Source organism: Ciceribacter sp. L1K22 (genome assembly GCF_017599385.1).
Classification (GTDB): Bacteria; Pseudomonadota; Alphaproteobacteria; order Rhizobiales; family Rhizobiaceae; genus Allorhizobium.
The window spans coordinates 2,073,626-2,097,547 of sequence record NZ_JAGFPK010000001.1 but is presented as its reverse complement, the minus strand read 5'-3'; the positions used below and the strand labels follow the sequence as shown (position 1 = coordinate 2,097,547).

The 23,922-nt window shown below is 63.0% G+C and carries 27 protein-coding genes; 9 read left to right on the top strand and 18 right to left on the bottom strand.

Annotation, left to right across the window (positions count from 1 at the left end; genetic code table 11):
- Positions 1-21: 21 nt before the first annotated feature.
- Both J5J09_RS10530 and J5J09_RS10525 read left to right on the top strand, forming a co-directional pair.
- Positions 22-291 carry a hypothetical protein gene (locus J5J09_RS10530; protein ID WP_208549995.1) on the top strand — a complete coding sequence of 90 codons (270 nt, stop codon included), beginning with the start codon at positions 22-24 and terminating at the stop codon, positions 289-291.
- A 39-nt stretch (positions 292-330) separates the two neighbouring features.
- On the top strand, positions 331-858 hold the full coding sequence (locus tag J5J09_RS10525) for a gamma carbonic anhydrase family protein (RefSeq protein ID WP_208549994.1): 528 nt from the start codon (positions 331-333) through the stop codon (positions 856-858).
- A 3-nt stretch (positions 859-861) separates the two neighbouring features.
- Here J5J09_RS10525 and J5J09_RS10520 read toward each other — a convergent pair whose 3' ends face one another.
- Genes J5J09_RS10520 through J5J09_RS10510 form a run of 3 tightly spaced genes read right to left on the bottom strand, consistent with a single transcriptional unit; the run spans position 862 to position 2,946 of the window.
- Positions 862-1,260 carry a Fur family transcriptional regulator gene (locus J5J09_RS10520; protein WP_208549993.1) on the bottom strand — a complete coding sequence of 133 codons (399 nt, stop codon included), beginning with the start codon at positions 1,258-1,260 and terminating at the stop codon, positions 862-864.
- Positions 1,257-2,081: an iron chelate uptake ABC transporter family permease subunit gene (locus tag J5J09_RS10515; protein WP_208549992.1), complete on the bottom strand. Its 825-nt coding sequence runs from the start codon at positions 2,079-2,081 to the stop codon at positions 1,257-1,259. The genes J5J09_RS10520 and J5J09_RS10515 overlap by 4 nt, the downstream gene beginning before the upstream one ends.
- Complete coding sequence (locus tag J5J09_RS10510; RefSeq protein ID WP_208549989.1) at positions 2,074-2,946, bottom strand: metal ABC transporter ATP-binding protein; 873 nt, start codon at positions 2,944-2,946, stop codon at positions 2,074-2,076. The genes J5J09_RS10515 and J5J09_RS10510 overlap by 8 nt, the downstream gene beginning before the upstream one ends.
- A gap of 101 nt (positions 2,947-3,047) precedes the next feature.
- Between J5J09_RS10510 and J5J09_RS10505 the strand changes: the two genes are divergently transcribed.
- Together J5J09_RS10505 and zigA are read left to right on the top strand one after the other, a co-directional pair.
- Positions 3,048-4,097, top strand: coding sequence for a zinc ABC transporter substrate-binding protein (locus tag J5J09_RS10505; RefSeq protein ID WP_208549984.1), 1,050 nt, complete (start codon positions 3,048-3,050; stop codon positions 4,095-4,097).
- 39 nt (positions 4,098-4,136) lie between these two features.
- Complete coding sequence (gene zigA / locus J5J09_RS10500; RefSeq protein ID WP_208549976.1) at positions 4,137-5,345, top strand: zinc metallochaperone GTPase ZigA; 1,209 nt, start codon at positions 4,137-4,139, stop codon at positions 5,343-5,345.
- Between the two features lie 18 nt (positions 5,346-5,363).
- Here zigA and lpxB read toward each other — a convergent pair whose 3' ends face one another.
- From lpxB to J5J09_RS10430, 14 genes are all read right to left on the bottom strand, one after another.
- Positions 5,364-6,545, bottom strand: coding sequence for a lipid-A-disaccharide synthase (gene lpxB / locus J5J09_RS10495; RefSeq protein ID WP_208549967.1), 1,182 nt, complete (start codon positions 6,543-6,545; stop codon positions 5,364-5,366).
- Complete coding sequence (gene lpxI / locus J5J09_RS10490) at positions 6,542-7,423, bottom strand: UDP-2,3-diacylglucosamine diphosphatase LpxI (RefSeq protein WP_208549962.1); 882 nt, start codon at positions 7,421-7,423, stop codon at positions 6,542-6,544. The genes lpxB and lpxI overlap by 4 nt, the downstream gene beginning before the upstream one ends.
- Before the next feature lies 1 nt (position 7,424).
- Entirely contained in the window at positions 7,425-8,240 is an 816-nt protein-coding gene (gene lpxA / locus J5J09_RS10485; RefSeq protein WP_208549959.1) for an acyl-ACP--UDP-N-acetylglucosamine O-acyltransferase, read from the bottom strand.
- Positions 8,237-8,707, bottom strand: coding sequence for a 3-hydroxyacyl-ACP dehydratase FabZ (gene fabZ / locus J5J09_RS10480; protein WP_208549954.1), 471 nt, complete (start codon positions 8,705-8,707; stop codon positions 8,237-8,239). The genes lpxA and fabZ overlap by 4 nt, the downstream gene beginning before the upstream one ends.
- A complete protein-coding gene (gene lpxD / locus J5J09_RS10475; RefSeq protein WP_208549950.1) occupies positions 8,700-9,761 on the bottom strand; it encodes a UDP-3-O-(3-hydroxymyristoyl)glucosamine N-acyltransferase in 1,062 nt (353 codons plus the stop codon). The genes fabZ and lpxD overlap by 8 nt, the downstream gene beginning before the upstream one ends.
- 47 nt (positions 9,762-9,808) lie before the next feature.
- On the bottom strand, positions 9,809-12,169 hold the full coding sequence (gene bamA / locus J5J09_RS10470; RefSeq protein ID WP_208549948.1) for an outer membrane protein assembly factor BamA: 2,361 nt from the start codon (positions 12,167-12,169) through the stop codon (positions 9,809-9,811).
- A 209-nt stretch (positions 12,170-12,378) separates the two neighbouring features.
- Positions 12,379-13,512, bottom strand: coding sequence for an RIP metalloprotease RseP (rseP, locus tag J5J09_RS10465; RefSeq protein ID WP_208549944.1), 1,134 nt, complete (start codon positions 13,510-13,512; stop codon positions 12,379-12,381).
- A 33-nt stretch (positions 13,513-13,545) separates the two neighbouring features.
- A complete protein-coding gene (locus tag J5J09_RS10460) occupies positions 13,546-14,379 on the bottom strand; it encodes a phosphatidate cytidylyltransferase (RefSeq protein WP_208549939.1) in 834 nt (277 codons plus the stop codon).
- 5 nt (positions 14,380-14,384) lie between these two features.
- Positions 14,385-15,131 carry an isoprenyl transferase gene (locus J5J09_RS10455; RefSeq protein ID WP_208549938.1) on the bottom strand — a complete coding sequence of 249 codons (747 nt, stop codon included), beginning with the start codon at positions 15,129-15,131 and terminating at the stop codon, positions 14,385-14,387.
- A 45-nt stretch (positions 15,132-15,176) separates the two neighbouring features.
- Positions 15,177-15,737: a ribosome recycling factor gene (gene frr, locus J5J09_RS10450; protein WP_208549935.1), complete on the bottom strand. Its 561-nt coding sequence runs from the start codon at positions 15,735-15,737 to the stop codon at positions 15,177-15,179.
- A 60-nt stretch (positions 15,738-15,797) separates the two neighbouring features.
- Positions 15,798-16,520: a UMP kinase gene (gene pyrH, locus J5J09_RS10445; RefSeq protein WP_208549934.1), complete on the bottom strand. Its 723-nt coding sequence runs from the start codon at positions 16,518-16,520 to the stop codon at positions 15,798-15,800.
- A 99-nt stretch (positions 16,521-16,619) separates the two neighbouring features.
- Complete coding sequence (gene tsf, locus J5J09_RS10440) at positions 16,620-17,546, bottom strand: translation elongation factor Ts (RefSeq protein ID WP_208549933.1); 927 nt, start codon at positions 17,544-17,546, stop codon at positions 16,620-16,622.
- Positions 17,547-17,767: 221 nt separating this feature from the next.
- Positions 17,768-18,535 carry a 30S ribosomal protein S2 gene (gene rpsB / locus J5J09_RS10435; RefSeq protein ID WP_208549932.1) on the bottom strand — a complete coding sequence of 256 codons (768 nt, stop codon included), beginning with the start codon at positions 18,533-18,535 and terminating at the stop codon, positions 17,768-17,770.
- 198 nt (positions 18,536-18,733) lie between these two features.
- Positions 18,734-19,561 carry a cell envelope integrity EipB family protein gene (locus J5J09_RS10430; protein ID WP_208549931.1) on the bottom strand — a complete coding sequence of 276 codons (828 nt, stop codon included), beginning with the start codon at positions 19,559-19,561 and terminating at the stop codon, positions 18,734-18,736.
- Positions 19,562-19,680: 119 nt separating this feature from the next.
- On the opposite strand from J5J09_RS10430, the gene J5J09_RS10425 reads away from it, so the two are divergent.
- From J5J09_RS10425 to J5J09_RS10405, 5 genes are all read left to right on the top strand, one after another.
- Positions 19,681-20,148: a RidA family protein gene (locus J5J09_RS10425; protein WP_208549929.1), complete on the top strand. Its 468-nt coding sequence runs from the start codon at positions 19,681-19,683 to the stop codon at positions 20,146-20,148.
- 1 nt (position 20,149) lies between these two features.
- Positions 20,150-20,884: a glycerophosphodiester phosphodiesterase gene (locus J5J09_RS10420; protein WP_208549927.1), complete on the top strand. Its 735-nt coding sequence runs from the start codon at positions 20,150-20,152 to the stop codon at positions 20,882-20,884.
- Positions 20,881-22,074, top strand: coding sequence for a GNAT family N-acetyltransferase (locus J5J09_RS10415; protein WP_208549925.1), 1,194 nt, complete (start codon positions 20,881-20,883; stop codon positions 22,072-22,074). Before J5J09_RS10420 ends, J5J09_RS10415 begins: the two co-directional genes overlap by 4 nt.
- A 51-nt stretch (positions 22,075-22,125) precedes the next feature.
- On the top strand, positions 22,126-22,551 hold the full coding sequence (locus tag J5J09_RS10410) for an HIT domain-containing protein (protein WP_208553518.1): 426 nt from the start codon (positions 22,126-22,128) through the stop codon (positions 22,549-22,551).
- 285 nt (positions 22,552-22,836) lie between these two features.
- Positions 22,837-23,025 (top strand): hypothetical protein, encoded by a 189-nt coding sequence (locus J5J09_RS10405; protein ID WP_208549923.1) that lies wholly within the window; start codon positions 22,837-22,839, stop codon positions 23,023-23,025.
- A 25-nt stretch (positions 23,026-23,050) separates the two neighbouring features.
- Here J5J09_RS10405 and J5J09_RS10400 read toward each other — a convergent pair whose 3' ends face one another.
- A complete protein-coding gene (locus J5J09_RS10400) occupies positions 23,051-23,905 on the bottom strand; it encodes a DUF1989 domain-containing protein (RefSeq protein ID WP_208549922.1) in 855 nt (284 codons plus the stop codon).
- Between the last annotated feature and the right edge of the window lie 17 nt (positions 23,906-23,922).

Below are 23,922 nucleotides of genomic sequence, written 5' to 3'. Positions count from 1 at the left end.
ACTGCGTACGAGGGAAATTCAATGGCGACGAACGAGAACAGCCTCGATGCCGCACGGCAAGGGCTAGAGAGCGAACAGCAGTCCCGCTTTACACTGCATCCGCTTCATGAAGCCGCGATGCGGCTTGCCGACATGGGGCTCGGCAAGCCCAAGGCGAAGAGCAAGGATCTCATCGGCCTGCTGCTCAGCCACGGCGCCCGCGCCTGGCGGCAATCGCAGGCGCACGCCGACATCCATCTGCACATCGGCTCGCATCACGGTCGTTTCCCGGTTATCCTGCGGCTTAAGTAAGCCGCGCCCCACCGGGGCCGGCAAGCCGGGAGGACGACCATGCCGCTTTATCGACTTGGCAATCTGACGCCGAACACACCGGCGGACGACGCTTATTGGATCGCGCCGGACGCGCATGTGATCGGACAGGTCACGCTTGGCCGCGATGTCGGCATCTGGTTCGGCGCGGTGCTTAGGGGCGATAACGAACCCATCGTCATCGGCGACGGCACGAACATCCAGGAAGGCGTGATGATCCATGTCGATCCGGGCTTTCCCGTTACCATCGGCCGGGGCTGCACCATCGGCCACCACGCGATCGTGCACGGCTGCACTTTGGGCGACAACACGCTTGTCGGCATGGGTGCGACGGTGCTGAACGGCGCGAGGATCGGCAACAATTGCCTGATCGGCGCCAACGCGCTCGTCACCGAGGGCAAGGAATTTCCCGACAATTCGCTGATCGTCGGTTCGCCCGCCCGCGCCATCCGTACGCTGGACGAGGCGGCCGTCGATGGGCTGAAACGCTCGGCGGAAAGCTATGTCGCCAACTGGAAAAGGTTTTCGCGCGACCTCACACCACTCTGAGGTTCAGGCGGCACAGGCGGCGCATAGGCCCCGGATCTCGATCGTGGTCTTTTCCGCGCGGAACTGCTTCGACGTCTCCCACTGGCGAAGACGGTCGTCGATCGCATGATCGTGGAATTCCGACACCTGCCCGCAACTGTTGCAGATCGCGAAGGCGACGATGCCGTGGCTGCAGCAGCTTTCCTGCGGATGGGCGCAGGCGACGAAGGAATTGATGCTCTCAAGGCGATGCACCAGACCGGTGTCGAGAAGCTTTTCGAGCGCCCGGTAAACCTGCAGCGGCGCGCGAAAACCCTGGTCGCGCAACTTGTCGAGGATCGTATAGGCCGAGAGCGGCTGGTCGGTCTGGCGCAGTACGCCGAGCACGAGGGACTGGTTCTTGGTCAGCGTCATCTGGTTCATCGCGTGGTCTCCCTAGTGGCATCCGCCACGGCGTTCCTGCGACCGAAAGGCAGCAGGCTCACCAGAAAGATAAGAAGGGCCGCAACCACAATCGAGGGGCCGGAGGGCGTATCGTATTCGAGCGAGCCGAACAGGCCGCCGACCACGGCGACGGCGCCGAGCAGGGCCGCGTAGATCGCCATTATCTCCGGCGTCGACGAAAACCGCCGCGCTGCGGCTGCCGGAATGATCAGCAGCGAGGTGATCAGCATGATGCCGACGATCTTCATGGCGATCGCGATGACGAGCGCCATCAGCAGCATGAAGAACAGGCGGGCGCGTTCGGGGTTCAGCCCTTCCGCCTCGGCCAGCTCGACATTGACAGTGGAGGCGAGCAGCGGCCGCCACAGGGCCGCGATGGCCGCAAGAACTAATGCGCCGCCGACCCAGACGACGGCGATATCGGCACGGGTGACCGCGAGGATGTCGCCGAACAGGAAGGCGATGAGGTCGATTCGCACCCAGGTCATGAAAGCGACCATGACCAGGCCGATCGCCAGCGTCGAGTGGCTGAGAATGCCAAGCAACGCGTCGGACGACAGCGCCTGCCGGCGCTGAAGAAGCAGCAGCAACAACGAGACGCCGGCGGCGACAACGAAGACGCTGACCATCAGATTGAGCGAGAAGAACAGCGAGAGCGCGACCCCCAGCAGGGCCGAGTGGGCCATGGTGTCGCCGAAATAGGCCATGCGCCGCCAGATGACAAAACAGCCGAGCGGGCCGGCGGTGAGCGCGACGCCGACGCCGGCGATGAGCGCGCGGACGAAGAAGTCGTCAAGCATGGCGATGTCCCTCGTGCTTCACCGCATGGGCGTGTCCGTGGTGGTCGTGGTCATGCTCGTGGTGATGGCCATCCTCCGGGTGGCAATGATCGGTGACGGTGCCGTCTGAATGGCGTACGCGACCGTCAGGCAGATGGGTGTGATCGTGATGATGGTTGTAGACGGCGAGCGTGCTGCCGGCAGTGGCGCCGAACATGCGCTGGTATTCCGGACTGCGGCTGACGGCCTCCGGCGTTCCGCGGCAGCAGACGTGTCCGTTGAGGCAGATCACGGTATCGGTCTCTGCCATGACGACGTGCAGATCGTGCGAGATCAGCAGGATGCCGCAGCCGGTCGACTTGCGGATCGAAGTGATCAGATCGTAGAGCGCGATCTCGCCGGAGAAGTCGACGCCCTGCACGGGCTCGTCGAGCACCAACAGGTCCGGCTTCCGGGCGATGGCGCGGGCAAGAAGCGCGCGCTGGAACTCGCCGCCGGAGAGGTGTTGCACCTCGGCCTCCTTCAGGTGGGCGATACCGACCGCATGAAGCGCCGCGTCGATCTCCACCGGTGACAGCTTCATGGTCAGGGTCATCAGGCGACGGACGGTGAGCGGCATCGTCCAGTCGATCGCGAGCTTCTGTGGGACGTAGCCGACGGTGAACGGGCGATGGCGTTCAACCTCGCCCTCGTCCGGCTTCAGGACACCGATCGCCATCTTGGCGCTCGTCGACTTGCCGGAGCCGTTCGGGCCGATCAGCGTCACGATTTCGCCGGGGCTGACCGAAAAGTCGACGCCGCGCACCAGCCAGCGCCCGCCGCGGCGTACGCCAGCATTCCTGAGCGTCACCAACGGCGTCTGTCCGAGAAGTTCGGAAGGGGTCATGGTTTTTCCAGTTTTTGATCTTGCCCGACGCTATGGCACACGTTATAGCGTTACGCAACATATGTAATAACATTACACATCGGCCAAACCGGAGCATATTCATGAAATCGTCAGTTATAGCCCTCCTCGCAACCTCGGTCGCGCTTACCTTTCTCCCCCAGGCCGCGATGGCCGCGCCGAAGGTGGTTGCCTCGATCAAGCCGGTCCACTCCCTGGTCGCGGCCATCATGGAGGGTGTCGAGACGCCGGACCTGATCGTCGAGGGCGCCGCCTCCCCGCATACCTATACGCTGCGGCCCTCCGATGCGCGGAAGCTTCAGGATGCCAATGTCGTGTTCTGGGTCGGTCATGGGCTGGAAGCCTTCCTGGAAAAGCCGCTCGAGGCGCTGTCGTCCGACGCAAAGGTTGTCGAATTAGAAGACGCGTCGGGCCTCGAGGTTCTGCCGTTCCGTGAAGGCGGCGCCTTTGAGGCGCACGATCACGGCGACCACGATCATGCACACGAAGGCGAACAAGCCGGGCATGACGATCACGATCATGCGGCTGAAAGCGCCGAGGAGGCCCATGCGCACGAGCACGAGGATGAAGATCAAGAGCACGCGCATGAGGAGGCAGGGCACGACCATGAGCATGGCGGCAACGACATGCACATGTGGCTAGACCCGATGAATGCGAAAGCCATGGCGAGCGAGATCGCCCGCGTGCTGGAAGAGGCCGACCCTGAGAATGCCGCGACCTATGCCACGAACGCAGAGGCCCTGCTCGCCTCGCTCGACGCTCTCGACAAGGAGATTGCCGAGACGGTTGCGCCGATCAAGGACAAGCCGTTCGTCGTCTTCCACGACGCCTACCAGTATTTCGAGCATCGTTACGGCGTGCGCGTGGCCGGCTCCATAACGGTCAGCCCGGAAGTCATGCCCGGCGCCGATCGCGTCAGCCAGATCCATGCCAAGATCAAGGAACTGAACGCGGCCTGCGTCTTCGCCGAACCGCAGTTCGAGCCGAAGCTGATTGCGGTCGTGACCGAGGGAACAGATGCCAAGTCCGGCGTTCTCGATCCGGAGGCAGGCGCGCTCACCGCCGGACCGCAGCTTTACCCGGACATGATGCGGGCGATCGCGACATCACTCAAGGATTGCCTCTCGGACTGACCGAAGCGAAATCTCTGCTATAAAACGGGACAATTCCGCATGAAGCGCCTTCCGACCACCGTCCTTTCCGGCTTCCTCGGAGCCGGGAAGACGACCCTGCTCAACCATATTCTCGCCAATCGCGAGGGTCTGCGGGTCGCCGTCATCGTCAACGACATGAGCGAGATCAATATCGACGCGGCGCTCGTGCGCGGCGGTGACGCCAATCTCTCGCGCACCGAAGAGCAGCTCGTCGAAATGAGCAATGGCTGCATCTGCTGCACCTTGCGCGAGGACCTTTTGACCGAGGTTCGGCGGCTCGCGGAGGACGGCCGGTTCGACTATTTGCTCATCGAAGGCACCGGCATTGCCGAACCGCTGCCGATCGCCACCACGTTCGACTATCGCGACGAGCACGGCCGCAGCCTGTCCGACGTCGCTCGACTCGATACAATGGTGACGGTGGTCGATGCCGCCAATCTGCTCGCCGATTATTCCTCGACGGATTTCCTCTCCGATCGCGGGGAGACCGCAGGTGACGGCGATCATCGGACGCTGGTGGACCTGCTGGTGGAGCAGATCGAATTCGCCGATGTCGTGGTGCTGAACAAGGTCGGCACCGCGACCGACGAACAGCGCGAGGCCGCCCGCGCTATCATCCGCGGCCTCAACGCGGATGCGCGTCTGGTGGAAGCCGATTTCGGGCGGGTGGCGCTCTCCGACGTGCTGGACACCGGCCTCTTCGATCTGGAGAGGGCGCAGGAGCATCCGCTCTGGTTCAAGGAGTTGCACGGATTCAAGGACCATGTGCCGGAAACCGAGGAATACGGCATCCGATCCTTCGTCTACCGGGCGCGGCAGCCGTTTCATCCCGAGCGGTTCCAGGGGTTCATCAACAAGAGCTGGGTCGGTGTCGTGCGCGCCAAGGGCTTTTTCTGGCTGGCGACACGTCCGCACCATGTGGGTGAACTCAGCCAGGCCGGCGCCATCGTCCGGACGGGCAAGATGGGCTTGTGGTGGGCATCCGTTCCGCGCCAGCGCTGGCCGGACGATCCCGGCTTCGAGCGCATGATGGCGCCGTATCTCGATCCCGTCTGGGGCGACCGGCGCCAGGAACTCGTCTTCATCGGCGCTCAGGCGATGGACGAAGCGGCGATCCGGGCCGAGCTCGATTCCTGTCTTCTCGACGCCGACGGTTTCACGCCGGAGCGCTGGCGCAACCTGCCGGACCCGTTCGCCTCCTGGGAACGCGCGGTCGCGGCGGAGTAGCACCCTCGCCTGCCGGCGTCAGCGCGGCAGGCGGTTTCTCTTTCGGAGCAGATCGAGCACCAGACCCGCGCCCGCCTCGCCCGATGGCGTTTCCGTGCCCATGCGGCTCCAGACGGCGTCGAAACCCTCCAGCATGGCGCGCCGCTGAAGCGTGTCGGCCGACAGCCGCTCCGCCCAGCGGGCAAGGCTCGCCGGGCGGACCACCTCGTTGATGTATTCCGGGACGATGACGTAGTCGGCAATCAGGTTGGGCAGCGCGCCCGTCCAGGTCTTGATGCGGCCGGCGAGCAGCTTGATCAGCCAGTCGGTCTTGTAGCAGGAGACCACCGGCACCCCGGCAAGGCCGAGTTCCAGGATAACCGTGCCGGAGGCAGCAATTGCGGCGTCCGCAGCGGCGAAGGCCTGCCACTTCGCGGCGGGGCCTACGGAAATTTCCGGCTTCACCGTCCAGCCGGCGGCTAGTTGGCGCACCAGGTTTTCCTGCCGGGGAACCGTGGGGAGGACGAGGCGTGTCGGTCCGTTTCGGGTGATGAACTCGGCCGCCGCCTCGCCGAAGACCGGCATCAGCGACCGGATCTCGCCGCCGCGCGAGCCGGGCAGCAGCATGATGGTGCGCTCACCCGTGGCGGGAGTGAGGCCACGCTCGGACCGTTGTTGCCGCACCCGAAGAAGATCCGGATCAGCGGTCAGGCGGTGTCCGATGTAATGCGTCTCGGGGCCGCCAAGCTTTTGCATGGTTTCAGGCTCGAACGGCAGGACGGCGAGCACGAGGTCGACATAGTCGAGCATCGCCGTTGCGCGGTATTCCTTCCAGGCCCAGACGCTCGGGCAGACATAATCGACGATCGGCAGATCGGGCAGCGCCTTGCGCACCTTCTTCGCAACGCGATGGGTGAAATCCGGGCTGTCGACGATCAGCAGCAGGTCGGGCTCGGCCGCCACGATGGTGTCCGCGGCACGGTTGATCAGCCGCACCAGCTTCGGCAGTTTCGAAATGACCTGGGTGAAGCCCATGATCGAGAGTTCGGAGAAGTCGAAGAGAGAGGACAACCCCTCGGCCTGCAAGGCTTCTCCGCCAATACCGACGAGCGAGACGGGTCCGTCATGCCGGCGCTTGAGCGCTGCGATCAGGTCCGCGCCGAGCAGGTCGCCGGACACCTCCCCGGCAATCACGGCGATCTTCAGCGGCGTTCCCGTCATAGTCCATCTCCCGGCAGGCTGCGGTCGAGACCGCAGACGAAGAGCCCCGCGTCGTTTGCCATCGCAACGAGTGCCACGCGATCGACGATCAGCGACCGGCCGGCTTCCACGGCGATCCCGGAAAGCCCGGCCTTCACGGCATTTTCAACCGTCGAGCGGCCGATCGTCGGAAGATCTGCACGGACATCCTGCTGCGGCTTGCAGAGTTTGACCAGGACACCCTTGCGGGATTTCGAAATACGGCCTTCCGCACGCAGGTCGGCGACGCGGGCGAGCATCGCATCGGTACCCTCGACACCTTCCAGCGCGACGATGCGGCCGCCGACGCTCACGGCGCCCTGCCCCACATCCAGCCGGCCGAGCGCTTCGGCCGCGTCTGCCGCGCGGGCGATGTCGCGACGGTCATCCTCGCCAGGCACCACCTTGCCGATCGGGCCGGCGGTCGCCAGAAGGTCGGGCGCGATCTCGTGGGCGCCGACGACACGCACGCCCTGGGCCTCGATGAGTTCGATCACCATTTTCAGCACCACATCATCGCCGCCAGCCAGAAGCGTGCGGACGACCGAAGGCAGCTTCAGGATATGGCGCAGGTTGGCGCGAATTTCGCCGAAGGCCGGTCGCCGCCGGACTCCGCCGGAGAGCACGACGCGACCGATCCCATTCTGTTTCAGGAGACGGGCGAGACCGGCCATGTCGCCAACACCGATCACGGCGCTATCGAAGCCGTGCCAGTCCTGGGCTGCTTCGTTCCGTAACGGAAGGATAAAGGGGTTCTCGCCACCGGCACGCGCGGCTTGCGCAACGTAAAGCGGAAGCTTGCCGTCGCCGGCAATGATCGCCAGCCGTCCCGCGCGCGATGCGGTGGCGGCGGTCGCCATGTCAGGCCTTGCCGCGGAACGGCGAGGACAGCGCGCGATCGCTGTCGGCGGCGATGAAATCGAGGATCTCCATCACCTCCTTGCAGTCGGCGAACTCGTCGCGGATCGCAGCCGCCTTGGTGCGGATCGCCCCTTCTTCGGCGAAGATCGCCTGGTAGGCCTTGCGGACGCGGTGGATCGTTGCGCGTTCGATGCCGGAACGGGTCATGCCGACGACGTTGAGACCGCCAAGCAGGCCCGGATTGCCGTTCAACATGCCATAGGGAATCACGTCATAGCTGACGGCGGAGAGACCACCCACAAAGGCCTGGCGGCCGATGCGGGTGAACTGGTGCACGGCCGAGCCGCCGCCGAGGATCACGCGGTCCTCGACCTTGACGTGGCCGGCCAGCATGACGTTGTTCGACAGGATGATATGGTCGCCAAGGCGGCAATCATGCGCCACGTGCGAATTGGCAAGAAAAAGGTTGTTGTTGCCGACAACAGTCTCGCCGCCGCCCTCGGCAGTGCCGGTGTTCATCGTCACGCCTTCGCGGATGGTGCAATTTTCGCCAACGAAGAGTTTCGTTTCCTCACCCGCATGATGAATGCTCTGCGGATCGCCGCCGATGACCGCCATCGGGAAGATGCGGGTATCGCGCCCGATCGTCGTGAGCCCGGTGACCACCGCGTTCGACAGAAGCTCCACGCCCTCGTTCAGCACCACTTTCGGGCCGACACGGCAGAAGGGGCCAACGACGACGTTCTCGCCGATGACCGCACCATCCTCGATGACAGCCATCGGGTGGATGCGGGCGCTCGGGGCAATCTTGCTCATTTCTTTTCCTTGTCGGGCGCGATCATCGCGCCGATGTCGGCCTCGGCGACCAGCGCGCCGTCGACCTTGGCATCACAGTGGAACTTCCAGATATTGCCGCGCTGCTTCTGCTTGACGACGTGGAACTCCACCCGATCGCCCGGCACCACCGGCTTGCGGAAGCGCGCATTGTCGATCGTCATGAAGTAGACGAGGTCGCCGGCGCCGCCCTGGCTGCGCGCGCAGATCGCGCCCGCCGTCTGGGCCATCGCCTCGATCAGAAGCACACCCGGCATGATCGGCTGCGTCGGGAAATGGCCGGTGAATTGCGGCTCATTTATGGTGACGTTCTTGATGCCGATGGCGGAATTGTCGCCGTCGATCTCGATGATCTTGTCGATCAGCAGAAACGGATAGCGATGCGGCAGGAGCCGCATGATCTCCAGGATGTCGGCCGCGTGAAGGCTCGCCTTTTCGGTTTCACTCATTGGTCTTCCCCTTCCCCTTGCGGCTTTCGGACTGGCTCATCTGCTGGGCGACATCCCGCAGGAAATCCTTCAGCGGACGGGCCGGCAGGCCGCCATATTTTTCTCCCGGCGGGACATCGGCGATGACGCCGCTCATCGCGGCGATCTGCACGCCGTCGCCGACGGTGATGTGGCCGTTGACGCCGCTTGCGCCGCCGATCATGACCCCATCGCCGATGCGCGTGCTGCCGGCGATGCCGACCTGCGCGACGATGCCACAATGGCGGCCGATGCGGACGTTGTGGCCGATCTGCACGAGATTGTCGATCTTGGTGCCCTCACCGATGACGGTGTCGTCCATCGTGCCACGATCGATGGTCGTGTTGGCGCCGATCTCGACATGATCCTGAATGATGACGCGGCCGACCTGGACAATCTTCAGCATGCCACGCGGACCCGGCGCATAGCCGAAGCCGTCCTGGCCGATACGAGCACCATCGAAGACGATGACATTGTTGCCGATCAGGGCCGACTGGATGGAACAGCCGGTGGCGATCGTGCAGTTTCGGCCAATGCGGACATTCTCACCGATGATCGATCCGGCGCCAATCTGCGTGCCTGCACCGATCTCGACACCGGCACCGATCACGGCCATGGGCTCGATTACAACCCCGTCCTCGAGCTTTGCTGTCGGATGCACATGGGCGGCGGGAGAGATATCAGGCGCAGACCGATCCAGACGTCGGGGCCGCATGGCCTGCGGGAAAAGAAGCGAGCCGGCGACGGCGAAGGCCGTATGCGGGTTGTTCGTCACCAGAACCGGGATGTGTGCGGGAATGGCGGAGCGCAATTCGGGGGCACAGAGGATTGCGGACGCCTTGCAGGTCTTCAGTTCGTCACGGCTGCGGCGCGACAGAATATAACACAGATCACCCTCCTTCGCCCGGTAAACGGGGGAAAGAGAGCGAATCTGCGTGTCTGATTTGCTGGCGTCTTCCAAAGTCGCGCCGATACGCGCGGCGAGCGCCCCAAGGGCAAAGCCGTCCTGGGGCGGGAAGAAGATATTATGCTCCATCGAGCAAAGCCTCGGAGTCTTTCAGGCGGCGGCCCAAGCCGCCGCGATTAGAATTGGCCGGCCATCGAGAACCGGAAGTTCTGCTCCTTGTCGTAGTCCTCCTTGAGGACCGGCACAGCATAGTCGAACCGCAGCGGACCAAAGGGCGACAGCCAGATCACGCCAACACCGACCGAGGCACGCCATGCCATGTCGTCGCCGACGATGGTTTCACCACCGCTCGGAACGTCATTGCCGTAAAGCGTACCGGCATCGGCGAACAGCGCGCCGCGAACGTTGAGATCCTGCGGAATGGCCGGCATCGGGAAGTTGACTTCAGCCGAAGTGGTGAAGTAGGTCGTCCCGCCGAGCGAATCGTCGTCGCCGCGGACACGCGGGCCGATACCGTTGTTCTCGAAGCCGCGGATTTCCTTGCCGCCGATCCGGAACTGGTCGAAGATGTTCAAATCGTCGCCGGTCGCAATGACATGGCCTGCGCTCGCGGACACCGAGCCGACGAGATCGAACTCATCCGACAGCGTATGGTAGTAGCGGATCTTGCCGTAGAGCTTGTAGAACTCCGAATCGCCGCCGATACCGGCATATTCATGCGTGAAGCTCGCATAGATGCCTTCATGCGGGTTCAGGCGATCGTCGACCGTGTTGTAGACCAGCTGATGCGACAGGATCGACTGCTGGTACTTCTCTCCATCGACAAGGTCGACGTAGGGATCGGAAAGCTTGTCGTCCGCGGTATTCGGAATACCGTCCGCACCGAAAGCGCCGTCTTCCTTGTACTTGAGCTCCTTGTAGGTGTAACGAACCGTCGTCGCCAGATCCTCGGTGATCGGCGCCGTGACGCGGAAGGTTACGCCCTGCTCTTCGTAGTCATAGTAGTCGTAGCTGCTGGTCGAGTTGCGGAACAGATCGAAGCCCGCAGCAAGACGGTAGCCGAGGAAATACGGCTCGGTGAACGAGAAATTGTAGCTGCGGGCATTGTCCAGACCGCCGCCGACAGCGAGACGGATGAACTGGCCGCGACCGAGGAAGTTCTTTTCCTCGACGGACGCTTCAACCACGACACCGTCGTCGACAGAGTAGCCGGCGCCGATGCCGAACGATCCGGTCGACTGATCCTCGACATCCACCACGATGACAACGCGGTCGGCAGAACTGCCAGGGGCAGTCGAGATATTGACCGTCGTGAAGTAGCCGAGAGCCTCAAGGCGGCGCTTGGCACGCGAGATGACTTCCTGGTTGAAGGCATCGCCTTCGGAGATGTCGAACTCGCGGCGGATCACGTAATCACGCGTGCGGGTGTTGCCGCGGATCTCGATACGCTCCACATAGGCGCGCTCGCCCTGGTCGACGAGATAGGTCACGCCGATCGTGTTGTCCTCGAAGTTGCGGTCGCCGCGCGGAACGATTCGGGCAAACGGGTAGCCCTGGGACGAAACCCGGCGCGAGATGGCCTCCATCGACTTCTGGATATCGGAGGCGTTGTAGATGTTGCCGGTGCGCGTCTCGAGCATGCGCTCGAGTTCAGCCGGATCAACGCCCTCGACAGTCGACTCGACCGCGACGTTGCCGAAGCGGTAACGCTCACCTTCCTCGACCGTGATCGTCAGGGTGTATTCGTTGCTTGCTTCATCGAGAACGGCATCAGAGGAAATGACGCGGAAGTCGGCATAACCGTGATTGTAATAGAACTGGCGCAAAGCCTCTTCGTCGGCGCGAAGCTTGTCGGCGTTATAGACGTCCTTGCGGGTCAGGAAGGACAGGATGCCCGATTCCTTCGTCTGCAGAACAGCGCCGAGACGACCGTCGCTATAGGCCTGGTTGCCGACAAAATTGATGTTCTTGATCTTGGTGCGATCACCTTCGTTGATCACGAACGCCAGGTTCACGCGACCTTCGCCGACGGGAACGACCTGCGTGGTGATCTCGACATCGCTGCGGCCGATGGCGCTATAGGCTTCACGGATGCGTTCGATGTCGGAGGAGATGAGCGCGTCGCTGTAGGGACCGAGCGGCTGGGTCTGGACCAGACCCTGGAGACGATCGTCCTTGATCTTGCGGTTGCCGTTGAAGACGACCTGGTTGACCAGCTGGTTCTCGGACACAGTAACGACCAGCGTGCCGCCGGATACGGCGATGCGGACGTCGGAGAAGAAACCTGTCTCATAAAGACGCTTTACCGACTCATCGATGTCGGCGCTGGAGAAGTTCTGGCCCGGGCGGATCGTGATGTTGGAGCGGACCGCGTCGACGCCGGTGCGCTGCGCACCGCGGACTTCGATTCGCTGGATGACCGCCGCTTCAGCCGCGACAGTAGATGCCAGAACAGCAATACCCGCGCCCGAGGAAGCAACACCTGCAGACAGCGCAAACGCCGATACTGCGTTCAAAAACCTCGAACCAGCTTTCATAGTCTTACTTTCAACCTTTTTCCGTTGCCCCACAGCCAAGTGTCCCGACTCCGGCTCGTGAGAGGTTTTACCCGGTTTTCCCCTACAAGCAAGGTGGACCGTTAAATTCTATTTACTTCATTTGGAGGCGTGTCACATCCGCCACTATCAGTTTGAAACATCGTAAACAAATCCTATCCGGATTGGCAAGACGGCCACCTCGCCCGCACCTACCCGATCAACCGGGTGATATCGTTCCAGGTGGCGAACACCATCAGCGACAGGATCATTGCCAGACCGATACGGAAGGCTATTTCCTGCGCGGCCTCGCCGACCGGACGTCCCCTCACCGCCTCGAGCGCATAAAGCACCAGATGGCCGCCGTCGAGTACCGGAACCGGCATCAGGTTCAACAATCCAATGGAAACCGAGAGCACGGCTGCAAGCTGCAGGACCGCAGCCACGCCAAGCGTTGCCATCTGGCCGGAAGCCTGCGCGACGCGGACGGGACCGCCCAGCTGGTCGGCATTCATGCGGCCAGTGACGAGATTCGCCAGATAATCGAGGGTGCCGGTAACCACGTGCCAGGTCTGGCGAACGCCCTCGCCGACGGCCTCGACCGGTGTCAGTTCCTCGACGCGGAAATTACCGGCCTCCTGATTGGTGATGATGCCGATGAGGCCGACTTCCATCGTGTTGCCGAACTGGTCGGTGATTTCGCTGCGCTCCGGCACCATGGGAAGGCGCAGCTCTTCCTCGCCGCGGCGCAGCGTGACGGTGATCGGAATCTCCGGGCGGACGGAGACATAGCGCCGCACGTCGTCGAAAGTCTGGACGCGGACATCGTCGAGCGCCAGCAGCACGTCCCCCGGCAGGACCCCGGCGGCCTCGGCGGCGCTCGGCGACTTGACCTCGGCGACGACCGGATCGGCGATCGGCTTGCCGAAGATGCCGAAGAGAACGGCGAAGATGACGATCGCCAGCAGGAAGTTGGCGATCGGTCCGGCCGCAACGGTCGCGGCCCGCTTCCAGAGCGCTGCGCCAGACAGGGTCTGCGCCTTTTCCTCGGGCGACAGGCTATCGTAGGCGTCCTTCTCGGGACGGCTCGAGGCATCGGCATCGCCGAAAAAGCGGACGTAGCCGCCGAGCGGAATGACGGAAATCTTCCAGCGCGTGCCGTGGCGGTCGGTGAAGCCGACGAGTTCCGGACCGAATCCCACGGAAAAGGCAAGGATCCGGATGCCAGACCAGCGCCCGACCAGATAGTGACCCATTTCATGGACGAAAACGAGCAGCGACAGGACCAGAACGAACGGCACGATATAGCCCGTCAGGAAGCCGAACACCGATGCGACAAATTCCATTTCTTCAAGCCTTTCCGCTGTCGCCGGCCCGCTTTAGAGGCCGAACAGGAAACCACCCAGTGTCGCGACCGGTCGACCGGTCGAAGCCGCGTGGAACACGGCGAGAAAGAACGCGGTGAAACAGGCAAAAACAAGTCCGTCGACCCGATCCATGACACCGCCGTGGCCAGGGATCAGGTGGCTGGAGTCCTTCACGCCGAATCGACGCTTGATGAAGGATTCGAACAGGTCGCCGATCTGGCTGAAAACCGACAGCAGCAAGGCGACGACCACGACCCACAGACCGACGTTCTGGAAATAGACAAGCGCCAGCAAGACGCCGCCGATGACACCGGCGAGCGTGCCGCCGATCGCGCCCGACCAGGTCTTGCCGGGGGAAATTCGCGGCGCGAGCTTCGGTCCGCCAATCGCGCGCCCGACGAAGTAGGCGAGAATATCGGTCGACCAGACGACGGCGAAGACGAACAGCATAGCGGCAAAGCCAACCGCATCGTTGCCACGGATCTCCGCCAGCGCGACGGCCGTCAGCCCCGCATAGGCGATGCCGCCGGGCAGCCAGCCGCTCCACACCCTGACGATGGAGAGGATCAGCGCGGTGACGAAAAAGCCTGCTAGCAGCGGTACGGTGAGATCCGGCTCGCCGAACAGCATGTTGAGCGAGACGACGCCGACCGACAGCCAGCCCCAGCTATGGCCCGGAACGGACCGTTCGTAGAGCCGCGTCATCTTCGACCATTCGTAGAACACCAGAAGCGCGATGGCGGCGGCTAGAATACGGAAGGCGAAGCCGCCGAACCAGGTGGCCGCGACCACGACCGCAATCAGGACGATCGAGGAGTAGATCCGCAGTGTAAGCTCGCGCGACATGGACATCACGACCTGACGGCGACCGGCGGCCGGCCGGCGAGCCCGCCGAAGCGGCGCTCGCGCGCGGCGAACCGATCGAGGGCCCCTAGGAAGACCTCGCGACTGAAATCCGGCCAGTATTCCGGCACGAAGACGAGTTCGGAATAGGCAGCCTGCCAGAGCAGGAAATTCGAAAGACGCTCCTCGCCAGAGGTGCGGATGATGACATCGGGATCGGGAATGCCGGCGGTGTCGAGGCGTTCGCCGATCGCCTCGACCGTCAACGCCTCCGGCGGCAGGCGGCCTTCGGCGACCTCGCGCGCCAGTGTAACCGCGGCCCGCGCGATCTCGTCCCGCGCTCCGTAGTTGAAGGCGATCACCAGCGTCAGCCCCGTGTTGTCGCGGGTGGTCTCCTCCGCCTCGATCAGCAGCGGCAGGATGTCGTCACGCAGGTTGTTGCGGTCGCCGATCACCCGGACCTTCACGTTTTCCGCATGCAATTCAGCGAGATCGCGGCGAATGAACATGCGCAGAAGGCCGAAGAGATCGTTGATCTCGGTGGCCGGCCGACGCCAGTTTTCCGAGGAAAAGGCAAAGAGGGTCAGATAGCGGATACCGACATCGCCCGCCACGCGGACGGCCTCGCGCACCGCCTCGACCCCCTTGCGATGCCCGACGGTCCGCGGAAGTCCGCGCGAATTCGCCCAGCGGCCGTTACCGTCCATGATGATGGCGACATGTTCGGGCGGAGTGCGGTCGTCGGATATCGTCATGGGAGGTTCCGGATTAGGCAGCGGTCGATGCAGTGCAGTGCAGCATCAGACCTGCATGATTTCCTTTTCCTTCTCCGCGAGCAAGCGGTCGACGTCGGAAATCGTGTCATCGGTCAGCTTTTGCACCTTCTCGGAATGGGCGCGACTGTCGTCCTGGCCAATGACGCCGTCCTTCTCGGCCTTTTTAAGGCCGTCCATGCCGTCACGGCGCACATGGCGAATCGCGACCTTGGCCTTTTCGGCATATTCGTGCGCGATCTTGACCAGCGACTTGCGGCGCTCTTCGTTGAGTTCCGGTAGCGGAATACGCAGGTTCTGGCCATCGATGATCGGATTGAGCCCAAGATTGGCCTCGCGGATGGCGCGATCGACGGCATTGACCATCGACTTGTCCCAGACAGAGATGCCGAGCATGCGCGGTTCGGGAACGGTCACGTTGGCGACCTGGTTCAGCGGCATGCGCGAACCGTAGGCTTCCACCGTGACGGGGTCGAGAAGGTTGGCCGAGGCGCGGCCCGTGCGCAGCGACGCGATGTCGTGCTTGAACGCGTTGATCGCGCCTTCCATGCGGCGCTTCAGGTCGTTGAAGTCGATGCCTTCACTCATGGTCATGTCTCCCATTCTTTACTGGCGGTGCCGCGCCCCGGCGGGCGACGTCCGCCGTTCTCAGGTGTCGCTGACGATGGTCTTGCGGCCGCCGCCGGACAGGATTTCGCAGAAACCGCCCTTCTCGTGGATCGAGAAGACGATGATCGGGATGGAGTTTTCGCGCGCGAGCGCCACTGCGGCGACGTCCATGACCGCAAGACCGCGTTCGAGAACCTCGCTGTGGGTCAGCTGGTCGAAGCGCGTGGCATTCGGGTCCTTCTTCGGGTCGGCGGAATAGATGCCATCGACCTGGGTGCCCTTGAAGATGGCCTCGGCGCCCATTTCGGCGGCACGCAGAGCGGCGGCCGAGTCGGTCGTGAAGAACGGATTGCCGGTGCCGCCGGCGAAGATCACCACCCTGCCCTGCGACAGGTGGTGGATCGCGGCGCGCTGCGAGAAGCTCTCGCAGATCTCGGGCATGGCGATCGCCGACAGGACCACGGTGTCGATATCGAGCTTGCGCAGCGATGTGGCGAGCGCCAGCGCGTTGATGACGGTCGCCAGCATGCCCATGTGGTCGCCGGTGACGCGGTCGCCGCCTTTCGAGGCGACAGCAACGCCGCGGAAGATATTGCCGCCGCCGACGACGACACCCACCTCGACCCCCATCCGCCGCGCCTCAGCGATATCGCCGGCGATGCGGTCGGCGACCGCGACGTCGATGCCGAAGCCCTGGCTGCCCATCAGGGCTTCGCCGGAGGCTTTGAGAAGGACGCGCTTGTAGAGAGGGGTGGAGGTCATACTGGCTCCTGTCGATGAACTTACTGCCCGATACACGAAGGGCACCGCGTTGTCACGCGATGCCCGATCTTTTCCAAAACACGGACAAGGCGTCCGTAATCAGCCCTTGGCGGCAGCGGCAACTTCGGCGGCGAAGTCCGATGCTTCCTTCTCGACGCCTTCGCCGAGCAGCAGGCGGGCCATGCCGACCACTTCGATCGGAGCGCCCACTTCCTTCTCGGCTTCCTTGACGGCGGCGCCGACGGTGAGCTCCGGATTGATGACGAAAGCCTGCGAGAGAAGGGCGACTTCCTCGAAGAACTTGCGCATGCGGCCTTCCACCATCTTCTCGATGATGTTGTCCGGCTTGCCAGAGGCGCGTGACTGCTCGATGAAGACGTTGCGTTCGCGCTCGGCGACGGCGGCATCGACTTCCTCGGCGCGGATCGCCAGCGGATTGGTGGCGGCGACGTGCATGGCGACCTGACGACCGATCGCAGCGAGCGCATCCTTGTTGCCGGTCGACTTCAGCGCGACGAGAACACCAAGCTTGCCGAGGCCGTCTGCGACGCCGTTGTGGATGTAGGTCGCGACGACGCCGTCCTCGACCGAGAGCTTGACGGCGCGACGCAGCGTCATGTTCTCGCCGATATGGGCGATCGCGTCCTTGATCGTGTCGGCGACGGACTTGCCGGTGGCCGGATAGCTGGCGGCGGCAATGGCATCGACGGTGCCGTCGGTGCCGAGCGCGACCGAAGCAACGCCACGGACGAGATCCTGGAACGCGTCGTTACGGGCGACGAAGTCGGTTTCGGAGTTGACCTCGACCACGACGGCGGAGGTGCCGGCGCTGGCGATGCCGACCAGACCTTCAGCAGCGGTACGACCCGACTTCTTGTCGGCCTTGGCGATGCCCTTGGCGCGCAGCCAGTCGATGGCGGCTTCCATGTCGCCGTCGGTCTCGGCGAGAGCCTTTTTGCAGTCCATCATACCCGCGCCGGTCTTCTCGCGCAGTTCCTTCACCAGTGCAGCAGTGATTTCAGCCATTGTTTGCCTCTTGATCGTTTTCGCGGACGCAGGACGCACGATGGGCGCCTGGCCCGTGTCGGGCACGACATGTACCCGCAACATGACAACGTGATGAACCGGTCACCACGGAAAATGGAATGTCCCAGGCTTTGCGGACCAAATGCCCTCGCCTGAAAGAAACCGGCCGCCGAACTACCTTTCGGCGCGGCGGCCAGTCATGATCGCGTCAGAAGCGGCGATCAGGCGCCAGCTTCTTCCTCGAGAGCCGGCTCGACCGGTGCTTCGGCCGAGGCGCCGATGTCGCGGCCTGCCGCGCCCTGCTGGCGAGCGATGCCGTCGATGGCAGCACGCGCGATCAGGTCGCAGTAGAGAGCGATGGCGCGCGAAGCGTCGTCGTTGCCCGGGATCGCGTAGTCGATCTGGTCCGGATCGCAGTTGGAGTCGATGATGGCAACGACCGGAATGCCCAGGCGCTTGGCTTCATCGATGGCGATCTTTTCCTTGTTGGTGTCGATGATGAACATCAGATCCGGAGTGCCGCCCATGTCGCGGATACCGCCGAGAGCCTTGTCCAGCTTCTCGCGCTCGCGCTCCAGGTTCAGGCGTTCCTTCTTCGTGAAGCCCGAGGCTTCCGAGTTCAGGATCTCGTCGAGCTTGCGGAGGCGCTGGATCGAGTTCGAGATGGTCTTCCAGTTGGTCATCATGCCGCCGAGCCAGCGGGAGTTGACGTAGTACTGGGCCGAACGCTTGGCGGAATCAGCGATGATTTCCGAAGCCTGGCGCTTGGTGCCGACGAACAGAACGCGGCCGCCACGGGCGACGGTGTCGGAAACGACCTGAAGGGCCTTCGACAGCATCGGGACGGTCTGAGCGAGGTCGATGATGTGGATGTTGTTGCGGTCGCCGAAGATGTACGGCTTCATCTTCGGGTTCCAGCGGTGAGTCTGGTGGCCGAAGTGGACGCCGGCTTCCAGAAGCTGGCGCATGCTAAAATCGGGCAAAGACATGCCTGTCATTCTCCTTTTCCGGTTGAACCCCCGCGTGGCGAACAGCACCCCTTTCGGCGTGCCACCGGGCGGAACGGACCGGATTTCTCCCGGACAATCCCAAGCCACGCGTGTGGAATGGAGGTGGCCTTATAGCCAAGGCGCCGGGAAATCAAGGCATTTGTGACAGAAAGACGGGATTAGTGCCGGGGCGACGCCCTACTTGCAGTCGCCGTCGCCCAGAATTTCCAGCCGGGACAGCTTGCCGGTGAGGACGAAATCCCCGTAATCCAGCGTCAGGTCACGGGTGATGCCGTTTTCATAAAGCTTGAAGGAATTGGTATAGATCGGCAGCTGATCGCCGGCGCCTGCCTCATCAAAATAGGCGATGGAGACGGGCCAGTAGCTCGACTTGGCGAGATCGCCGGCCGCCTTGACTTCCGGATCCTCGGCCGTCGAGGGCTGCGAATTGCCGACGACGATGGTCGTCATGTAGCTGCGATCGCCGTCCTCGGACCCGTCGAAAATCCGCGCCTCGAAAATCGCACGGCCTTGCCTGGCGCGATCGATGATCTCCAGCATGTGCTCGGCGGGGAAATGGCTGCTCGCCAGTTCCACCGTGCGACGCGCGGGCTCGGACAGCTCGATCTTGACGCCTTCCTTCTCCTCCTGGGCCAGGCCGCTGACATCCTTGTCGAGCTGATCGTCGGTAAAGGATTTCGATTCGAACTCGAAGGTGCCCGCCTTCAAGTCTTCGAACATGACGCTCTGCTGGTCGGTCACGCGCACCTGGTCGCCGGTGTCGATCCGGTTCACGAAGCGATAGTTCGTCGTATAGCCGGCGCATTCGGAGCCGCTGAACTCGAACACGAGCCTACCGCTCAGACCCTCGATGCCGGAGCGTTCGGAGGCTTCCTTGAGCTCGATGTCGTAGACGGCGCGGTGCGGAACCAGGCCCGCGGCGATCGTGGCGCTGGCGCTCGCGGCGCTGAGGCAGCCTGCCGTTGCGACCACGGTGGCGACGATCGCCGTCCTCGAGCTTTGCATGCAATTCCTCCTGTCGGACTCGCCGCCGATGCGATAAGAACTCTCTCGGTTCAGGCGAGGCATTTGCCCCTCTGAATGCAGCATTCTTGAAGATTTTACAACAAATCCGGGAAACGAAAATGTCCGACGTCATCGAAAACCGCCTCCAGGAGCGGGGCATCACCCTGCCCGCCGCCGCAGCGCCGGCCGCCAACTACGTGCCCTACGTGATCAGCGGCAATCTGCTCTTTCTCTCCGGACAGCTCCCGATGGAAAATGGCAAGGTGGCGGTGACAGGTCTCGTCGGTAGCGAGGTGGCTCTGGCAGACGCGCAGCGCGCGGCAGAACTCTGCGCCATCAACATCCTCGCTCAGGCGAAGGCAGCGCTGTCCGGCGATCTCGGACGCATCAAGCGCATCGTCAAGCTGAACGGCTTCGTGGCGTCGGGCGCCGGCTTCACCGACCAGCACCTCGTCATCAACGGCGCATCGAACCTCATCGCCGACATCCTTGGCGATGCCGGCAAGCACGCGCGTGCCGCCGTCGGCATGGCCTCGCTGCCGCTCAATGCCGCCGTCGAGATCGACGCCATCATCGAGATCGCGTGACATGGGCAAGCTCGACTGGCTGACAGAGCGCCCGATCGCGCATCGCGGCTATCACGACATGAACAAGTCGGTCTGGGAGAACACGCTCTCGGCCTTCGCCCGCGCCATCGAGGCGGGTTTCGCGATCGAGTGCGACATCCAGCTGTCCGCCGACAGCGTGCCCATGGTGTTCCATGATCACGAACTGCAGCGGCTTTGCGGCATTAACGGCGAGGTGCGGGAGCGCACCGCGGCCGAACTCGGCATGCTGTCGATCGGCGGCACGTCCGACCGCATTCCGACGCTGAAGCAGATGCTGGCACTTGTGAAAGGCCAGGTGCCGCTCGTGATCGAGCTCAAGGGCATCGGCGCGGTCGAGGACGAGGGGTATGTGGATGACGTTCTCGACGCGCTGGAGGGATATCAGGGCCATGTCGCGCTGATGAGCTTCGACCACTGGCTCTTGAAGGCGCTGAAGGAAGCCGACTGCCCCTACCCTGTCGGCCTGACGGCGGAAGGGGCGAAGCCCGAGGATTTCTTCACCCATGACGAGGCCATGGCCTGGGGACTGGATTTCATCTCCTATGCGGCGGCGCATTTGCCGAACAGCTTCATCACCGCCCAGCGCCAGCGCGGAATTCCTGTCATTACCTGGACGGTCAGGGATGAAATCATGCGGGCGCATACCTATACCTATGCGGAGCAGATGACATTCGAGGGTTTCGACCCGCGGGAGAGCCAGACAGCCACGGCATGACCGACAGCGTCACCATCCGGATCGCACGATCCTTCGACGATATCGCGCCCGCCATGTGGGCGCGCCTTTCCGGCACATCGAAACGCGACGGAATGCCCTATCATCCGTTCCTGTCGCATGCCTTCCTCTCCGCGCTTGAAGCCTCGGGATCGGCCGTACGGGAGACCGGTTGGCTGGGCCACCATCTTCTTCTGGAGCGCGGAGGCGACCTTATCGGCGCAATTCCCGCCTACCTCAAGAGCCATAGCCGCGGCGAATACGTCTTTGACCAGGGCTGGGCCGATGCCTTCGAGCGCGCCGGCGGTTCGTATTACCCCAAACTGCAGTGTTCGATCCCGTTCACGCCGGCGACAGGCCCGAGGCTTCTGGTGGCCGAAGGGCAAAATCCGCACGAGATTCAGGGATTGCTTGCCGCCGGCCTGCAGCAGGTCGTGCGCGAGCTTGGCGTCTCCTCCGGACATGTCACGTTTCTGCCCGACGCGGAGGTATCCGTCTTCGAAGACGCCGGCTATCTGCACCGGACGGACCAGCAGTTCCATTTCATCAACAAGGGTTACGCGAACCACGAAGAGTTTCTCGGCGAACTCTCCTCGGCCAAGCGCAAGAACCTGCGCAAGGAGCGGCGCAATGCGCTTGCCAACGGAATCGAGATCGACTGGCTGACGGGGTCGGATCTCACCGAGGATATCTGGGACCAGTTCTACGCCTTCTATATGGACACCGGCAGCCGCAAATGGGGCCGTCCGTATCTGACGCGCCATTTCTACTCGCTGATCGGCGAAGGCATGGCCGACGACGTGCTTCTCGTGATGGCAAAGCGCGAGGGTCGCTATATCGCCGGTGCGATCAACTTTATCGGGACCGAGGCGCTCTACGGGCGGCACTGGGGCTGCGTCGAGGACCATCCCTTCCTGCATTTCGAGGTCTGCTATCACCAGGCGATCGACTTCGCCCTGTCGAAGGGTTTGAAGCGGGTCGAGGCGGGTGCGCAGGGTGAGCACAAGCTGGCGCGGGGCTACGTGCCGGTGACGACCCATTCCGCAAATTACATTTCCCATCCGGGCCTGCGCCGGGCGGTAGCAGACTATCTTGAGCGGGAACGGCTCGAGGTGGAGCATATCGGCGACTATCTCAGCGAACATACGCCGTTCCGCAAGGGTGAGCGGCAGCAGGCGGAAAGCGATGATTGACGGCTTGATCGGCATGACGGGCCGTCGTTAAGTACGCGCGACAATGAGGAGATTCCCATGACCAGCTATGACAGCGACAACGTCTTCGCCAAGATCCTGCGCGGTGAAATCCCGTCCGTGAAGCTTTACGAGGATGACGACACGCTGGCTTTCATGGACGTGATGCCACAGGCGCCGGGCCATCTTCTGGTCATTCCGAAAGCACCATCGCGCAACATGCTCGATGCGGACCCGGCTGTTCTCGCAAAGGTCATCCCGGTGGTGCAGAAGCTTGCGGTCGCCGCAAAGGAAGCCTTCGAGGCCGATGGCGTGTTCGTGGCGCAGTTCAACGAACCGGCAGCCGGGCAGACCGTCTTCCACCTGCATTTCCACGTTATCCCCCGCCACGAGGGCCTGCCGCTCAAGCCACATAGCGGCGGCATGGAGGATATCGATGTGCTGAAAGCGTACGCGGAAAAGATCAAGTCGGTACTCTAGCGCACCAAAGGCCGTTTTTTCGGCCAGACTAAAATTGGGTCTTGTTAATAACGCATTTCACCCGCATGATGATGATATCGACAGCATTTTGAAACGGGCGCTGTCGGCGGGAGGCTCGTTACCTTTGCCCCAAGCCAAGGAGGACATCATGTCTTCCATGCCCACCATATCAGGCGTCGACGTTCGTCGCCGCCGTGCATATCAACCGAAACGGGCGGTTTCGGTTCCTAGTACAGAAGTCCGATCCGCTTTTCATTGCTCTCTCTCCAACAGGAGGACGGAACGATGAACCAGCAACGCTATGAATGCATCAGGGAACCCGACGGTCGTTGGACTGTCATCGATACCTTCACCAACCGGCCATCGCTCATTGGTGACCGGGAGGCTTCGTCGCTCCGCCAGCACGAGGCGATCGAGGTGACGGAGCTTCTGAACCTCATTCCGCTGTCTCCCTACCCGCATCGATACGGGTAGCTACAGGCGCGCCGGCGGCCCCTCCTCAGGAGGGGCTGACATAGCCGTTGCGATCCGGGAACGGCCAGGTTTTCAGAAGGTCCATATCCGGTCGGTACACCTCGACCTTCAGAGGATGGCATGCCGCTGCATCGCTCGAATGCTCGGCGCTGCAGTCGCCGCCCGGACATGCCGAAAGACCACCCAGAAGATCGATCTCCGCGAAAAACTCCAGGTAGTCGCCCGGACGGACCGGGCTTGCCTTCATGAAATACTGGTGCGTATCGGCGGTGAAGCCGGTGCACATGAAGACGTTCAGTACATCGTGGACGAACGGTTCGGCTTGGCCGAATGTCATGCCGCGTGCGCCGGCGAGCGCGCGCGTCAGGTTGGAATGGCAGCAGTGGTGATAGTCGCCACCCGCAAGCAGGCGGTGGGTGTATGGATCGCAGCGCGTACCGATGACGTCGTGGACGCCGCCGCCGTATTCGTCAAAGCCGTACCAGCCGAGCGTATCGTGGGTGATCGTCGCCATCGGCCTGAGGCTCGGCAGGTTGCTCCACAGGCGGTTTCCGGTCGTGACATGCGTCGCGTGCAGCGCCCGCGTCTTGCCGCTGAAGAACCGCTCGTTCAAATCGTTGGTATTCCAGAGATTGAGGTCGCCGACCTGCGGGCCCTCGATGCTGACGATGCGGAAGAAATGGCCCTTCGGCACGGTGAACGTCCGCCCCTCGCGCGGCGGCACGATCACCTCGTCGATCTTCTCCATCGTTGCCCGTGCCTTGCCGAGCAAGGACATATCCGGCGCCGGTAAGGTCTCGTTCGGATAACATATCACCGGCTTCACGGCGCGGCGGGCCGCGGCATCGGCGGGGGTGGCGACGGAGGCGTTCGACGTCATGACATGTCCTTCAGTTC

What these genes read in the sequence shown, in the direction of transcription:
- J5J09_RS10530 (WP_208549995.1), top strand. Translation starts at nt 22, where the DNA reads ATGGCGACGAACGAGAACAGCCTCGATGCCGCACGGCAAGGGCTAGAG.
- J5J09_RS10525 (WP_208549994.1), top strand. Translation starts at nt 331, where the DNA reads ATGCCGCTTTATCGACTTGGCAATCTGACGCCGAACACACCGGCGGAC.
- J5J09_RS10520 (WP_208549993.1), bottom strand. Translation starts at nt 1,260, where the DNA reads ATGAACCAGATGACGCTGACCAAGAACCAGTCCCTCGTGCTCGGCGTA.
- J5J09_RS10515 (WP_208549992.1), bottom strand. Translation starts at nt 2,081, where the DNA reads ATGCTTGACGACTTCTTCGTCCGCGCGCTCATCGCCGGCGTCGGCGTC.
- J5J09_RS10510 (WP_208549989.1), bottom strand. Translation starts at nt 2,946, where the DNA reads ATGACCCCTTCCGAACTTCTCGGACAGACGCCGTTGGTGACGCTCAGG.
- J5J09_RS10505 (WP_208549984.1), top strand. Translation starts at nt 3,048, where the DNA reads ATGAAATCGTCAGTTATAGCCCTCCTCGCAACCTCGGTCGCGCTTACC.
- zigA (WP_208549976.1), top strand. Translation starts at nt 4,137, where the DNA reads ATGAAGCGCCTTCCGACCACCGTCCTTTCCGGCTTCCTCGGAGCCGGG.
- lpxB (WP_208549967.1), bottom strand. Translation starts at nt 6,545, where the DNA reads ATGACGGGAACGCCGCTGAAGATCGCCGTGATTGCCGGGGAGGTGTCC.
- lpxI (WP_208549962.1), bottom strand. Translation starts at nt 7,423, where the DNA reads ATGGCGACCGCCGCCACCGCATCGCGCGCGGGACGGCTGGCGATCATT.
- lpxA (WP_208549959.1), bottom strand. Translation starts at nt 8,240, where the DNA reads ATGAGCAAGATTGCCCCGAGCGCCCGCATCCACCCGATGGCTGTCATC.
- fabZ (WP_208549954.1), bottom strand. Translation starts at nt 8,707, where the DNA reads ATGAGTGAAACCGAAAAGGCGAGCCTTCACGCGGCCGACATCCTGGAG.
- lpxD (WP_208549950.1), bottom strand. Translation starts at nt 9,761, where the DNA reads ATGGAGCATAATATCTTCTTCCCGCCCCAGGACGGCTTTGCCCTTGGG.
- bamA (WP_208549948.1), bottom strand. Translation starts at nt 12,169, where the DNA reads ATGAAAGCTGGTTCGAGGTTTTTGAACGCAGTATCGGCGTTTGCGCTG.
- rseP (WP_208549944.1), bottom strand. Translation starts at nt 13,512, where the DNA reads ATGGAATTTGTCGCATCGGTGTTCGGCTTCCTGACGGGCTATATCGTG.
- J5J09_RS10460 (WP_208549939.1), bottom strand. Translation starts at nt 14,379, where the DNA reads ATGTCGCGCGAGCTTACACTGCGGATCTACTCCTCGATCGTCCTGATT.
- J5J09_RS10455 (WP_208549938.1), bottom strand. Translation starts at nt 15,131, where the DNA reads ATGACGATATCCGACGACCGCACTCCGCCCGAACATGTCGCCATCATC.
- frr (WP_208549935.1), bottom strand. Translation starts at nt 15,737, where the DNA reads ATGAGTGAAGGCATCGACTTCAACGACCTGAAGCGCCGCATGGAAGGC.
- pyrH (WP_208549934.1), bottom strand. Translation starts at nt 16,520, where the DNA reads ATGACCTCCACCCCTCTCTACAAGCGCGTCCTTCTCAAAGCCTCCGGC.
- tsf (WP_208549933.1), bottom strand. Translation starts at nt 17,546, where the DNA reads ATGGCTGAAATCACTGCTGCACTGGTGAAGGAACTGCGCGAGAAGACC.
- rpsB (WP_208549932.1), bottom strand. Translation starts at nt 18,535, where the DNA reads ATGTCTTTGCCCGATTTTAGCATGCGCCAGCTTCTGGAAGCCGGCGTC.
- J5J09_RS10430 (WP_208549931.1), bottom strand. Translation starts at nt 19,561, where the DNA reads ATGCAAAGCTCGAGGACGGCGATCGTCGCCACCGTGGTCGCAACGGCA.
- J5J09_RS10425 (WP_208549929.1), top strand. Translation starts at nt 19,681, where the DNA reads ATGTCCGACGTCATCGAAAACCGCCTCCAGGAGCGGGGCATCACCCTG.
- J5J09_RS10420 (WP_208549927.1), top strand. Translation starts at nt 20,150, where the DNA reads ATGGGCAAGCTCGACTGGCTGACAGAGCGCCCGATCGCGCATCGCGGC.
- J5J09_RS10415 (WP_208549925.1), top strand. Translation starts at nt 20,881, where the DNA reads ATGACCGACAGCGTCACCATCCGGATCGCACGATCCTTCGACGATATC.
- J5J09_RS10405 (WP_208549923.1), top strand. Translation starts at nt 22,837, where the DNA reads ATGAACCAGCAACGCTATGAATGCATCAGGGAACCCGACGGTCGTTGG.
- J5J09_RS10400 (WP_208549922.1), bottom strand. Translation starts at nt 23,905, where the DNA reads ATGACGTCGAACGCCTCCGTCGCCACCCCCGCCGATGCCGCGGCCCGC.